Origin of the sequence: Pseudomonas sp. 44 R 15, assembly GCF_900004965.1 — a bacterium.
Lineage (GTDB): Bacteria > Pseudomonadota > Gammaproteobacteria > Pseudomonadales > Pseudomonadaceae > Aquipseudomonas > Aquipseudomonas orientalis_A.
In genome coordinates this window covers 73,638-87,011 of sequence record NZ_CVTU01000119.1, presented here as the reverse complement: position 1 = coordinate 87,011, position 13,374 = coordinate 73,638, and the positions used below count along the sequence as shown (strand labels likewise).

10 protein-coding genes are annotated in these 13,374 nt (G+C 64.0%); 1 reads left to right on the top strand and 9 read right to left on the bottom strand.

The features are described 5' to 3' along the window. Window positions 1–179: 179 nt before the first annotated feature. From pepN to BFP93_RS25535, 6 genes are read right to left on the bottom strand one after another with little or no spacing between them, the layout of a single operon-like run. On the bottom strand, window positions 180–2,837 hold the full coding sequence (gene pepN, locus BFP93_RS25560) for an aminopeptidase N (protein ID WP_065895395.1): 2,658 nt from the start codon (window positions 2,835–2,837) through the stop codon (window positions 180–182). Window positions 2,838–2,850: 13 nt separating this feature from the next. Further along, on the bottom strand, window positions 2,851–3,681 hold the full coding sequence (locus BFP93_RS25555; protein WP_065895394.1) for a DUF2797 domain-containing protein: 831 nt from the start codon (window positions 3,679–3,681) through the stop codon (window positions 2,851–2,853). Continuing rightward, window positions 3,678–3,938 carry a YeaC family protein gene (locus BFP93_RS25550; protein WP_065895393.1) on the bottom strand — a complete coding sequence of 87 codons (261 nt, stop codon included), beginning with the start codon at window positions 3,936–3,938 and terminating at the stop codon, window positions 3,678–3,680. Before BFP93_RS25550 ends, BFP93_RS25555 begins: the two co-directional genes overlap by 4 nt. A gap of 14 nt (window positions 3,939–3,952) precedes the next feature. Next, a complete protein-coding gene (locus tag BFP93_RS25545; RefSeq protein ID WP_065895392.1) occupies window positions 3,953–4,822 on the bottom strand; it encodes a rhomboid family intramembrane serine protease in 870 nt (289 codons plus the stop codon). Next, window positions 4,819–5,793: a metallophosphoesterase gene (locus BFP93_RS25540; RefSeq protein WP_176717585.1), complete on the bottom strand. Its 975-nt coding sequence runs from the start codon at window positions 5,791–5,793 to the stop codon at window positions 4,819–4,821. The genes BFP93_RS25545 and BFP93_RS25540 overlap by 4 nt, the downstream gene beginning before the upstream one ends. Beyond that, window positions 5,790–6,680: an NAD(+) kinase gene (locus BFP93_RS25535; RefSeq protein WP_057725186.1), complete on the bottom strand. Its 891-nt coding sequence runs from the start codon at window positions 6,678–6,680 to the stop codon at window positions 5,790–5,792. The genes BFP93_RS25540 and BFP93_RS25535 overlap by 4 nt, the downstream gene beginning before the upstream one ends. Before the next feature lie 156 nt (window positions 6,681–6,836). Between BFP93_RS25535 and BFP93_RS25530 the strand changes: the two genes are divergently transcribed. Then, on the top strand, window positions 6,837–7,784 hold the full coding sequence (locus tag BFP93_RS25530; protein WP_065895390.1) for a DUF1853 family protein: 948 nt from the start codon (window positions 6,837–6,839) through the stop codon (window positions 7,782–7,784). A gap of 174 nt (window positions 7,785–7,958) precedes the next feature. Here BFP93_RS25530 and BFP93_RS25525 read toward each other — a convergent pair whose 3' ends face one another. Genes BFP93_RS25525 through cobN form a run of 3 tightly spaced genes read right to left on the bottom strand, consistent with a single transcriptional unit; the run spans window position 7,959 to window position 13,374 of the window. After that, entirely contained in the window at window positions 7,959–8,561 is a 603-nt protein-coding gene (locus BFP93_RS25525) for a vWA domain-containing protein (RefSeq protein ID WP_065895389.1), read from the bottom strand. A gap of 53 nt (window positions 8,562–8,614) precedes the next feature. Continuing rightward, window positions 8,615–9,613, bottom strand: coding sequence for an ATP-binding protein (locus BFP93_RS25520; protein ID WP_065895388.1), 999 nt, complete (start codon window positions 9,611–9,613; stop codon window positions 8,615–8,617). Continuing rightward, window positions 9,613–13,374: a cobaltochelatase subunit CobN gene (gene cobN / locus BFP93_RS25515; protein ID WP_065895387.1), complete on the bottom strand. Its 3,762-nt coding sequence runs from the start codon at window positions 13,372–13,374 to the stop codon at window positions 9,613–9,615. The genes BFP93_RS25520 and cobN overlap by 1 nt, the downstream gene beginning before the upstream one ends.

The window sequence follows — 13,374 nt, the reverse complement described above, 5'->3', positions numbered from 1 at the left end:
GTTTTGCTTACTTTTGCGCTTTTCAAAAGTGAGCCGCTGTAAAAGCGGAACCCATAGCAGCCGTTACCGCAGAAACGGATATGTACTCAACCCATTCCAACATCCCGGCCAGCCCAGAGGCCGCCATCGGGAGCAAGCCCCCTCCCACATTGGCACCCATCTTCAGGAAGATAGCCAGGTCAGGCAAGGCTCTTGCTGACCACTTCGAACACATCGCTGGACAACTCGCCCGAGCCACGAATGCGTTCCAGCTCCGCTTTCATCAGCGCTTGCCGGGCGGCGTCGTATTTACGCCAGCGCGTCAGGGGCGCCAATTGGCGCGAAGCAATCTGTGGGTTCAGCGTATTGAGCTGGATCACCAGGTCCGCCAGGAAACGGTAGCCCGAACCATCCGCCGCATGGAAGTTGATCAGGTTCTGCCCGGCAAATGCGCCAATGAGGGCGCGTACCTTGTTCGGGTTCTTGATCGTGAACGCCGGGTGCTCCATCAGCGCCTTGACCCGTGCCAGCCCGCCCGGCAGGGTGCTGCCGGCCTGCACACTGAACCATTGGTCCATGACCAGCGGGTTGTCCTTGAAGTTCTCGGCAAACACCGCCAGGGCCTGGGCTTTTTCCGCTTCGAACGGCGAGTTCACCAGCACGGCCAGGGCCGTCAGGCGCTCGGTCATGTTATCGCTGGTGTCGAACTGATCCAGGGTGGCCGTCAATACTTCGGGCTTGCCACTGAGCATCAGGTACGACAATGCAATGTTCTGCAGGGCACGCCGGGCAAAGTGCTCGGCCTCGGCCACGTACGGCGTTTGCCGGGACAGCTCACGGTTGGCCTGGTAGCGCAACCAGAGGCCTTCGAACAGGTTCTCGGCCAGTTGCTTGCGGGCGTACTCACGGGCAGCGTGAATCGCATCCACATCCGCCACTTCGCTGATTTCGCTCAGGTAGGCTTCGCTCGGCAACGAGAGCATTTCGGCGACCATGGCCTGGTCCAGGCTTTCGTCGCTCAACACGGTGCGCAGCGCGTCGATCAGGCGTTGATCGAGCTTGAGCGGTTGCCCGGCCTGATGCTGGCCGATCAGCTCCTGCAACACCTGCACTGACAGTTGCTGGCCGGCATCCCAGCGGTTGAAACCGTCGCTGTCGTGCTGCATCAGGAACATCAGTTGGTCGCGGGTGTAGGCGAAGCTCAGTTTCACTGGCGCCGAGAAACCGCGCAGCAGAGAAGGCAACGGCTTTTCAGCGATATCGACGAAGGTGAACGTCTGCTCGGCTTGCGTCACCGAGATCACTCGTGAGGTAGCGCCAGCCGTCGATTCATCGGCCAGGCGCAAGGGGATAGCGCCGCCCTGCCCGTCCAGCAGGCCCAGCTCGACCGGGATCACGAAGGGCAGTTTTTCCACCTTGTCCGGGGTCGGCGGGCAGCTCTGGCGGAACGTCAGGCTGTAGGTCCTGGCTGCCGCATCGTAGGACTCGCTCACCGCCAAACGCGGCGTACCGGCCTGGCTGTACCAGCGCTTGAACTGGCTGAGGTCGACGCCATTGGCATCTTCCATGGCCTTGATGAAGTCGTCGCAGGTCACGGCCTGGCCGTCATGGCGCTCGAAGTACAGGTCGCTGCCTTTGCGAAAGCCCTCGGCGCCAAGCAAGGTGTGGATCATGCCGACCACTTCCGAGCCCTTTTCGTACACGGTCAGGGTGTAGAAGTTGGAGATTTCGATAAAGCTGTCCGGGCGCACCGCGTGGGCCATCGGCCCGGCGTCTTCGGCGAACTGGTGGGTACGCAGGTACGCCACGTCCTGGATGCGCTTGACCGTGGCCGAGTTCATGTCGGCGGAAAAGCCCGAGTCGCGGAACACGGTGAAACCTTCCTTGAGCGACAACTGGAACCAGTCGCGGCAGGTCACGCGGTTGCCCGACCAGTTGTGGAAGTATTCGTGGGCGACGATGGCCTCGACGCGCTGGTGCGCGGCGTCGGTGGCGGTTTCGGCGCGGGCCAGCACGGCGCTGGAGTTGAAGATATTGAGGCCCTTGTTCTCCATGGCGCCCATGTTGAAGTCGTTCACCGCCACGATCATGAAGATGTCGAGGTCGTACTCGCGGCCGTAGGTTTGTTCATCCCAGCGCATGGATTTTTTCAGGCTGGTCATGGCGTGCTGGCACTTATCGATGTTTTCCGGCTCGACGTAGATGCGCAGCGCGACCTCGCGGTCGGTCATTGTGGTGAAGCTGTCTTCGACACACCACAGGTCGCCGGCCACCAGGGCGAACAGGTAAGCGGGTTTCTTGAACGGGTCTTCCCAGGTCGCCCAGTGCCGACCGTCTTCGCCGGGGCCGCTGGCAATCGGGTTGCCGTTGGACAGCAGCACCGGATAGCGGTGCTGCTCGGCGATCACCGTGGTGGTGAACACACTCATCACGTCGGGACGGTCGAGGTAGTAAGTGATCTTGCGAAAACCCTCGGCCTCGCACTGGGTGCAGAACATGCCGCCGGATTTGTACAGGCCTTCCAGGGCGGTGTTGGTTTCCGGGTGAATCTTGACCGTGGTGTCGAGGGTGAAGGTTTCACGCGTGGGCTGCACAGTCAGGTGGCTGTCGGTCAACTGGTAGTCGGCGGCCGTCAGCGGCTGGTCGGCCAGGTTGACACTCAACAGCTCCAATTGCTGGCCATCCAGCACCAACGGCGGCAAACCGGCGCCACGCTCGGGATTGCGGCGCATCACCAGTTGCGCGTGGACCAGGCTGTGGTCCTCGAACAACTCGAAGGTCAGGTGCGTCTCGTCGATCAGGTAGTCCGGCGCCTGATAGTCCTTCAGGTAAATCATCTTCGGTTGTTCGGTGCGCATGGGTGGCATCCTTCTACTGATGCACGGCGAGCTGGTAGGCCGTGTATTTACGAATATTGATCACGCCGGTGTCGAAGATCAGGTATTGGCCCTTGATTCCCAGCAGCGTGCCTTCGGCAATCGGATTCTTGTCCAGGTTGAAGCTGACGATCTTGGCCGGATACTGCTCCACCGGGTAGCGGATCTCGATCGGCTCGACGTCGGCAATGGTTTGGATGGCCTGCAGGCCAAAGCGTTCCTGCAAACCCAGCAAGCCTTCGGCGCAGGTGGCGAACAGTTCATCGCGCACCTGCTTGAGGTCGACGGACTGCGCATCGCCCTTGAGCAGCGCGCGCCAGTTGGTCTTGTCGGCTACCTGGCTGCGAAACAGATCTTCGACAAAGCCCGACTGCTGGCGCGTGGCCACGCGCATGATCGGCAGCGCCTGGCTGGCGCCCTGGTCGAGCCAGCGGGTCGGCAACTGCGTGGCGCGGGTGATGCCGACCTTGATCCCCGACGAGTTGGCCAGGTACACCACGTGGTCGGTCATGCAGAATGTTTCACCCCAGCCCGGATCGCGGCAGGTGCCGGCGTCGTAATGGCAGCGCTCGGGGCTCATGATGCACAGGTCACACTGGGCCAGCTTGGTCATGCACGGGTAGCAATAACCCTGGCTGAAGCTGTTCTTGGTCTTGCGGCCGCAATGGCTGCAATGAATGGCACCCAGGTATTCCAGGCGAATATGGGTACCGATCAACGGGTTGACCGCAACCTCGGTGTCGCCAAGACGAAACGCGTATTGAACGGTCGGCTCACCGAGTTTCGCCGACATTTTGCTGACTGCACCGCGACCGATTTCAATCAATGGATCGCATCCGACTTGAACAGGATGTTCGGCACCGGTGCCGATTTCGACGCGCATTCCTGCGGGCCCATGTAGCCGGTGCGCTGGTCTTCGGGCAGGTTCTGCAGTTCCCAGGCGATCATCGCCTGCAACGACAGCTCGCGCTGTTCGGCGGTGAGCTTGCGCCCATCGGACCACTTGCCGATTTCCACGGCGAGCTTGAGGCTCTCGTAGATGTCCGGGGTGATGTTTTCGATCATTTCAGCAAAAGAGGACATAAGGCTCTTCCTTATCAAATAGACGATTTGCGGCGGTTGTACAGCCCGCCCAGCAAACCGGTCAGGCAACCGATAACCAGGCCGCCCACATGGGCCGCGTTGGCGATTTCACCGAAGCCGATCATCGAGACCAGCCCCGACAGGCAGAGCACCAGCCACACCAGCATCATCACCAGCACCCCACGGGGCAGACGATACGCCGGGTTGGGCGCGAGTAACTGAAAGATCCAGCAATGCCCGAGCAGGCCGTACAACACGCCGGACAACCCGCCAAACAGGCCCGGACCGCCGTAAGCGTACTGCGCGTAATTGGAGACCAGGCTGAACAACAGGGTCAGGCCCAGCAGGTTGATGCCGCCCTGGCGCGCTTCAATGCGTCGGCCCAGTTCCCAGTACCACATGCCGTTCATGGCCAGGTGCAGGATGCCGAAGTGAATCAGCATCGGCGTGACCAACCGCCACCACTGCCCGGACGCCAGGCTGTCGGCCAACGGCGTGAACTGGATGTACTCGCCCAGCACCCGGAACGGCAGGAACGTCAGCCAGGCCATGGTTTGCAGGTTTTCGCCGAGCAGCGTCACCGCGCCAACAATCAGGCTTGCCAGCAGCACCAGTGTCGTGACCGGGCTATGCCGGACCTGCTGGATAAAGCCGGGGCGCGCAACCGGCGCCTGCTCGGGAATATCCAGTTGCAGGTCCGGGTCGCCGGCGGGAAAGCGCTGGTACAACACGCGCACGTCGTCACTGATGCTTTCGGGCACCCACAGCACTTGCTCGCCCGCTTCCTCGCTGACGCGATGGGGCACCTGCATGCGTTGCAGCAATTTGACGAAGCCGCCCAGATCCACACTCAAGGGCAGGCGCAATACAGCCACGGTACTCATTGGATAACCTCAGGTCGCTCAACGTCGACCCAGACGAATTTATGCGGATCCAGTCGGGTTTCCTGGTCCAGGCGATACGCCACCAGCTTGCCGTACAGCACCGCGCTGTAGTCCAGGCAGGCCAGGTTCGGGCGGATCGGCGCCGGATTGCCGCTGCGCCAGTAATGACCGACGAACAACAGCGGCTCGTCGACGCCATAGCGCAGCAGGGAATTCTTTTCAGTGGAGGATAAAGGCGTGCGCGCCACGGGCTCGGGCAAGGCGTCGGGCTGGAACACGATATCGCCGTAGGTTTTCGGATCGTCTTCCCAGAACTTGGTGCGAAAGAACGAGCGCGTCAGGCCATCGCCACCGGTCAACGTGAGTCCGTGCGGCAGGCGCATGTCGGTGCCGCGCAACAGGCGATCGAACGCGTTGCAGGCAAAGCTGCCCGGTACGGCGGCGGCCTGCAGGAAATGCTGATCGATGCAGCCATCCGGGAAGGTCGCGCGCAGCGGCTGGATAAAGCCCTCGTCCCAGCACGCATGCACCACACGGAAACGCCCGGCGTCGACAAACAGCGGCATGTCGTAGAACCAGCCGAGGAAGTCGTGCCAGTCGGCCGGGTGCTGTTCGAACTGGGTCAGTGTCTCCTGGATCAACCGCGCATGACGTGGGTTGTGCTCGCGCACGAACTGCCTGCCGCTGCCCGGCGGTGCCGGCGTGGTCCAACCCAGCGCATTGAACTCATGGTTACCCATGATGCACAGCGCCTGGCCGGCCTCGGTCATGTCGTGGACGATGTGCAGCGCTTCGCGGATGCGTGGCCCACGGTCGATGATATCGCCGAGAAACACCGCCATGCGCGACGGATGACGCCAGGTGCCGCCCTGCTTGTGGTAACCCATCCGGTCGAGCAAGTGCTCCAGCGTATGGGCGCAACCGTGCACGTCACCAATCAGGTCGTAGCTGCGCGCGGGATCGAGCATCAGTCGCCTCCGCCCCCCAAGCGGCTGCCCCAGCCCAGCTTGGTGCGGCACACTTCGTAGTAGTTGTGGTCCAGCGGATGGATCAACCGCAACTTCTGTGCCTTTTTGCTCACGGTGATGGTGTCACCGGGGGCGCAGGTGAAATGGTTCTGCCCGTCGCAGGAGACTTGCGGATAGATTTGCATGTCTTTGGACACCACGATCTTCAGCTCACTGTTGCCATCGACCACAATCGGCCGACTCGACAACATATGGGGATACATCGGCACGATCACAATGGCATCGAGCTTGGGATGCATGATCGGGCCACCCGCCGACAGTGCATACGCGGTGGAGCCGGTGGGCGTGGCGACGATCAGGCCGTCGGCCTTCTGGCTGCACACGAACTGGCCGTCGATATACAGCTCGAACTCGATCATCCGCGTGGATTTACCGGGATGCAGCACCACGTCATTGAGGGCATCGCCCTGGCCGATGGCTTCGCCGTGGCGACGCACTTCGGCCTGCAGCAGGAAGCGGTTTTCCACCAGGTAGTGGCCGTCGAGCACCTTGGCCACTTCGACTTCCAGCTCGTCGGGGCGAATATCGGTGAGAAACCCCAGGCTGCCACGGTTGATCCCCAGCACCGGCACGTTATGCCGCGCCAGGGCACGGGCCGCGCCGAGCAGGCTGCCGTCGCCGCCGACCACGATGACCATGTCGCACACTTCGCCGAGCATTTTGCGCGACGAGGTCTGCAGGCCATGGCCCGGCAGGATTTCGCCGATGGTGTCTTCGAGGATCACATGCAGGTGGCGTTCCAGCAGGAATTTTTTCAGTCGGCGGACGGTGTCCAGCACCTGGGTACTGCCCAGGCGACCGATAATGCCGATATTGCGAAATTGCTCCATGGGGCTCCTGCGGGCGTAGGGGTGTGGCAAAAAGAAAGGATTATGGGCGAAAGGCCGCGTCAGGCAAAATCCTTTGTCGCCGCCCAGCTGTGATGACAATGGTTCTCAGGCGGCCCTCAGGCACCTGCACGCGACTTAAGAGGCTATGCTCGCACCATGACTCTGTTCCCTGACCTGCACGCCCTGCCCCGCCAACTGCGACACCCCGAGGTGCGCGACCTGGCGTGGGTGATGCTCGCGCCCCCCATGCTCGCACAGACGCCGTGGCCGCAACGCCACCCGCTGGCGGGCAGTGACTGGGTACAGGCGCCGCACGTGCTCGACGCCTGGTTACGTGCGCTCGATCAGGACAGCCGCGCATTACAGCAGTGGCTGAGCCTGTCGCGCACCCGGCGCCTGGGCCTCTACTATGAGCGCCTGTGGCAGTTCGCCGTGCAGCATGCGCCAGGCGTGGAGCTGCTGGCGGCCAACCTGCCGATCCGCCGCGCCGGACACACTCTTGGCGAGCTGGACATGCTGCTGCGTGACCGCGATGGCGTGCATCACCTGGAATTGGCGATCAAGCTCTATCTTGGCCCACAGGACGGCAATGGCCAGGACACCGCGCAATGGCTCGGCCCCGGCTGCCATGACCGGCTGGACCGCAAGCTGGCGCACCTGGCCCAGCATCAATTACCGATCTCGGCACGCCCGGAGAGCCGCGAAGCCCTGGCGGCGCTGGATATCCAGCAGTTCGATGCGCACCTGTGGCTGGGCGGGTACCTGCTTTACCCGTGGCCGGGCCAGGCCGAGCCACCGCTGGGCGCCCACCCGCAGCATTTGCGTGGGCGCTGGTTGCATCAGCGCGATTGGCCGGACTTTGTGAGCACCCGCCCCGCCGGCCGCTGGCAACCCCTGCCTCGCCATGCATGGCTGGCGCCGGCGCATTACCGGACGGATGAGGTGTGGAGCGAGGAGCAGATGGCCGGCTGGCTGGCAGACCTGGACCCGATGGCGCCCGCGCAGTTGCTGGTGCGGCTGGTGCAGAGCGGTGACGATTGGGAAGAAGCTGAGCGGCTGTTTTTGGTCGCCGATCTTTGGCCGAATGTACCGGGGGCAGGCTGATCAATCTGTGGTGTATTGAAGGCCGCCATCGGGGGCAAGCCCCCTCCCACAGGGGAAGTGTGTGGGCCGGGCTGGTGGATTGAAGGCCACTATTGGAGGCAAGCCCCCCTTCCCCCAGGAAAATGCATTCCAACTGTGGGAGGGGGCTTGCCCCCGATGGCGGCTGGCCAGGCACTACACATCATCGATATGCCGATAATCCAGCTGCAACCCGATAGCCAGCTCTCGCGCCCGTCCCAACCGGATCGGCCCGCGCTCGATATCCATCAGCAATCCCGGGCACGCCAGCGGTGGCAACCCTTCAATCACCTTGAGCCGCCCATCGGTAATCACCAGCAAACGCTGCTGCTCTGCCGGGTAACGCTTGCGCCGCGCCACCAGCCAATGCCCCGCCTCGGTCAAGGCTGCCAGCAGCGGCGTACCGCCACCGGCGCCCAGTTGTTCAAGCCAGTGCGCCAAACTTTTTGCCGCTTTCAAGCCCTGCACCTGCCACTGCGGCGATTGCCCGCTGGCCGTCAGCAAGGCCAGGCGCGCACGTTGCCGGTAGGCGTCATCAAACACTTGCGCCAGCAGGCCTTTGGCATCGCTCAAGGCCCGGTGCCGCCGAGTGGAAGCCGAGGCGTCGACAATCACCAGCCAGAGTTCATGCGCCGAGCGGCTGCGCAGATGCCAACGTAAATCTTCACGGCGCTGCGGCCTGCCGCCGAGCAAGGTGCCTGGCCAATTGACCAGGCCCTGTCGCGCACTGCGCGCCTTGCCTTGCCTGCCGTTTTCCAATTGCCCCGCCTGGGGCCGCGCATCCACCCCCGCGTCAGATCGAGGGCGAATGCCTAGGGCTTTTTTGGCCAGGCGGGCACATCGCGGCGCGGGCCCGTGGGCAGCGCTGGCGCGGGCATATCGCCCCATTGGCCCTGGCCCTGCGAGGAGTCAGAGGGTTGCGGGGCTTGGGCCGGGTTGGGCGGACTGGCCGCAGGTGCCTGCTCCTGGCGTCGATGACGCAAGGCAAATTCCGCGACCGCGTCTATATCTTGCTCAGTGATAGCGTCGGCCCCGCGCCAGGCGGCATGGGCCCTGGCACCGCGCAGCCACACGAGGTCGGCGCGCATCCCGTCCACACCTGCGGCAAAGCAACGCTGGGTAATCTGCGCCAGGGCCTGGTCATCCAACTCGATACTGTCCAGGCGTGCGCGCGCCTGAATGCAGCGCTCACGCAAAGCGGCTTGCGGATCGGCCCACTGTTCACAGAACGCGACGGGGTCACTGTCGAAATCCAGGCGGCGACGAATAATCTGCCCGCGCTCGGCCGGCACCGTCTGCCCGCTCAAGGCCACATTGAAGCCAAAGCGGTCGAGCAACTGCGGGCGCAACTCCCCCTCCTCCGGGTTCATCGTGCCGATCAGCACAAAACGCGCCGCATGCCGATGGGAGATGCCATCACGTTCGATCAGGTTGGTGCCGCTGGCGGCCACATCGAGCAACAGATCGACCAAATGATCAGGCAGCAGGTTGACTTCATCAACGTACAACACGCCACCATCGGCCTTGGCCAGCACGCCGGGGGAAAATTGTGCACGGCCCTCGCCGAGCGCGGCGTCCAGGTCCAGGGTGCCGACCAGGCGCTCCTCGGTCGCGCCCAGGGGCAAGGTGACAAACTGCCCGCTGGCGAGCAGGTCCGCCAGGCCACGGGCCAGGGTGGACTTGGCCATGCCGCGCGGGCCTTCGATCAGCACACCGCCGATCCTGGGATCGATCGCGTTCAGGCACAGCGCCAGTTTCAGCTCATCGGCGCCGACCACGGCGGCCAGCGGGAAATGCGCAATATCGGTCATCAGCTGTCTTCTTCCATATCCAGCAACAGGTTTTCCAACGCTTCGCGGTAGGCGCCCGGCTCTTGCCACATGCCGCGCTGCTGGGCTTCGAGCATGCGCTCGGTCATGTCGCGCAGGGCGTCGGGGTTGTGCTGCTGCACAAACGCGCGGGTGTCAGGGTCAAGCAGGTAGGCGTCGGCGAGCAGCGCGTATTGGTGATCATCGATCAACGCGGTGGTGGCGTCGAAGGCGAACAGGTTGTCCACGGTCGCGGCCATTTCAAACGCGCCTTTATAGCCGTGACGCTTCACGCCTTCGATCCACTTCGGGTTGGCCGCACGGGAGCGAACCACCCGATTGAGCTCTTCCTTCAAGGTGCGGATTTTCGGCAGGTCCGGCTGGCTGTGATCGCCATGATAGCTGGCGGCCTTGCTGCCGCTCAGGGTTTCCACGGCGGCGAGCATGCCGCCCTGGAATTGGTAGTAATCGTTGGAGTCGAGCACATCGTGTTCGCGGTTGTCCTGGTTCTGCAGCACCGCCTGCACCTGGCTCAAGCGCTGGGCGAATTGCCCACGGGCGGCGGTGCCCTCGTCGGCGGCGCCATAGGCGTAGCCACCCCAGTTAAGGTAGACCTCGGCCAGGTCCTCGCGGCTTTGCCACAGGCGACCGTCAATTGCGCCCTGCACGCCCGCGCCATAGGCGCCTGGCTTGGCGCCGAAAATGCGCCAGCCGGCCTGTTTCGCTGCGGCCGCTTCGTCCAGGCCCGACTCAAGCAACGCCTGACGCTCGCTGCGCACCTTGGCGGCCAGCGGGTTCATGTCATCCGGCTCGTCGAGGGCCGCCACCGCTTGCACCGCCGCATCGAACAGGCGGATCAGATTGGCGAACGCATCGCGAAAGAAGCCGGAGACGCGCAGCGTCACGTCGACACGCGGACGATCCAAGAGGCTGATCGGCAGAATCTCGAAGTCGTCCACGCGCTGGCTGCCGGTGGCCCATACCGGGCGCACGCCCATCAGCGCCATGGCCTGGGCGATATCGTCGCCACCGGTGCGCATGGTGGCAGTGCCCCACACCGACAGGCCCAGCTGGCGCAGATGGTCGCCGTGGTCCTGCAGGTGCCGTTCAAGCAACAGACTGGCCGACTGGAAACCGATGCGCCAGGCCGTGGTGGTCGGCAAGTTGCGCACATCCACGGTGAAGAAATTACGCCCCGTGGGCAACACATCCAGGCGGCCGCGACTCGGCGCGCCACTGGCGCCGGCCGGCACAAAGCGACCGCCCAGGGCGTCCAGCAGGCCGCGCATTTCTGCCGGGCCGCAGGCATCCAGGCGCGGCGCCACAACAATGCGCAGGCTCTCGACCACCGCCTTCACCTCTTCCCAGCCGGCTTCCTCCAACTGCTCCAGCGGCCCCTCCAGCGCCTGCTCGATCAAGCGCGTCGCATAGAGCTCCAGGCGCTCGCGGGTGTCACCGGCGGTGCGCCACAGCTGTGCGTCGAGCTTGCGCAACACCTCGGGCTGACGCCCGGTCCACGGTTCTGCGAGCGCGCAGTCCAGCGGATCGAAACCCAGCTCGAACGCCTTGGCCAATACGCGCAACAAGCTCGATTGCGCGCCACGGCCATCGCCACGGGGAATGCGCAGCAAGGCCAGCAAGGTATCGATACGCAAGCGCCCCGCCGGCGACTCGCCAAAGATATGCAGGCCGTCGCGGATCTGTGATTCCTTCAGGTCACACAGGTAGGTGTCCAGGCGCGGTAACCAGATGTCGGCATCGGCCTCGCCGTCCAGCTCGAGTTCCTGGTCGATACGGGTTTCGCGCACCAGCTTGAGGATGTCTTTCTGCAATTCCAACGCGCGTCGCGGGTCGAGCAACTGCGCTTCGTAATATTCGTCGGCCAGCAATTCCAGGTCGCGTAGCGGGCCGTAGGTTTCGGCGCGGGTCAGGGGCGGCATCAGGTGGTCGATGATCACCGCCTGGGTGCGCCTCTTGGCCTGGGCGCCCTCTCCCGGGTCATTGACGATAAACGGGTAGATATTCGGCAGCGGGCCGAGCAGCACGTCCGGCCAGCAGTTTTCCGACAGGCCCACGCCCTTGCCCGGCAGCCATTCGAGGTTGCCGTGCTTGCCCACATGAATCAGCGCATGGGCGCCGTAGGTCTGGCGCAGCCAGAAGTAGAACGCCAGGTAGCCGTGGGGCGGGACCAGGTCAGGGTCGTGATACACCGCGCTCTGATCAACCTGATAACCGCGCGCCGGTTGAATGCCGACGAAGGTCTGGTCCAGGCGCAGGCCGGCGATCATCAGACGGCCGTCGCGGCACATCGGGTCCTGATGCGGCGCGCCCCAGCGCTTGAGCACCGCTTGACGATTGGCCTCGGGCAGGCGCTGGAACATTGCGTCATAGTCGTCCAGGCCCAGGCTTTGATGGCACGGGCGCAGGTCCAGGCTGTCCAGGTCGTTGGTGACGCCGCCCAGCAAGGCGTGGATCAAAGCGGTGCCGCTGTCCGGCAAGGTGGACGGCACCGGGTACCCTTCGGCTTGCAACGCGCGCAGGATGTTCAGCGCTGCCGCCGGCGTATCCAGGCCCACGCCATTGCCGATACGGCCGTCGCGGGTTGGATAATTGGCCAGGATCAGCGCCACACGCTTGTGCGCATTCGGCAGCCGCGCCAGCTCGACCCAGCGGCGCGCCAGTTCGGCGACAAAATCCATGCGCTCGGGCGCGGCGCGGTAGCACACCACGTCCGACTGGCTGCGCTCACTGCGCCAGGCCAGGTCCTTGAAGCTGATCGGCCGGCTGATGATGCGCCCGTCCAGCTCCGGCAAGGCAATGTGCATCGCCAGGTCGCGGGGGCCGAGCCCCTGTGCGCTGGCCTCCCAGCCGGGTTGGTTATCCTGGGCGCAGATCGCCTGGATCACCGGGATATTGCGCCGAAACGGGCGCAGGTGCGGTGCTTCCGGGCTGGATTGGGCAAAGCCTGTGGTGTTGAGTATCACTGCGGCTTGCACGTCGTCCAACAGGTCCTCGACCACCGTGAGGCAACCGGGCTCTTTCAAACTGGCCACTGCGATGGGCAACGGGTTCAGGCCCGCGGCCTGCAAGCGCTGGCAGAACACATCGATAAACCCGGTATTGGCCGCCTGCAAGTGCGAGCGGTAGAACAGCACCGCAGCCACGGGGAAGTCGGCGTGCCACTGCGCCTGCCAGTCATTGAGGCGGGCATTGGCGGTGTGCGGGTGATAGATCGCCGTACGCGGCAAGGTTTGCGGTTCGGCCCAGGCATAGTCGCGGCCCAGATGGGCACTGGCCAGGCAGCGATAAAAGTCCAGCGCATTGCCCAGGCCACCCTGGCGCAGAAAGTGCCACAGACGCTCGCGCTGTTCGGCGGCGACGGTGCTCAGGCCGCTGAGTTCCGGGTCCGGACGATCGTCCCCCGGCACCAGGATCAGCGTGACGCCGCGCCCGGCCAGTTCCACCAGGCGCTCGATGCCGTAGCGCCAATAACCGATGCCGCCGTGCAGGGAAATCAGGATGACCCTGGCGTGGCGCAACACCTCATCGACGTACAGGTCGACCGAGGCGTGGTTCTGCACCTGCATCGGGTTGGCCAGGCGCAGGCTGGGGTAATCCTCGGGCAGTTGCTGCGCCGCTTCGGCGAGCAGCGCCAGGCTGGAATCGCCGCTGCACAGGATCACCAGCTCGGCGGGGGTTTGGCCAAGGTCGGCGATATTGTCGTCCGCGACGAAGCCACCGGGTTGGGTCCTGAGCAGGTGCAT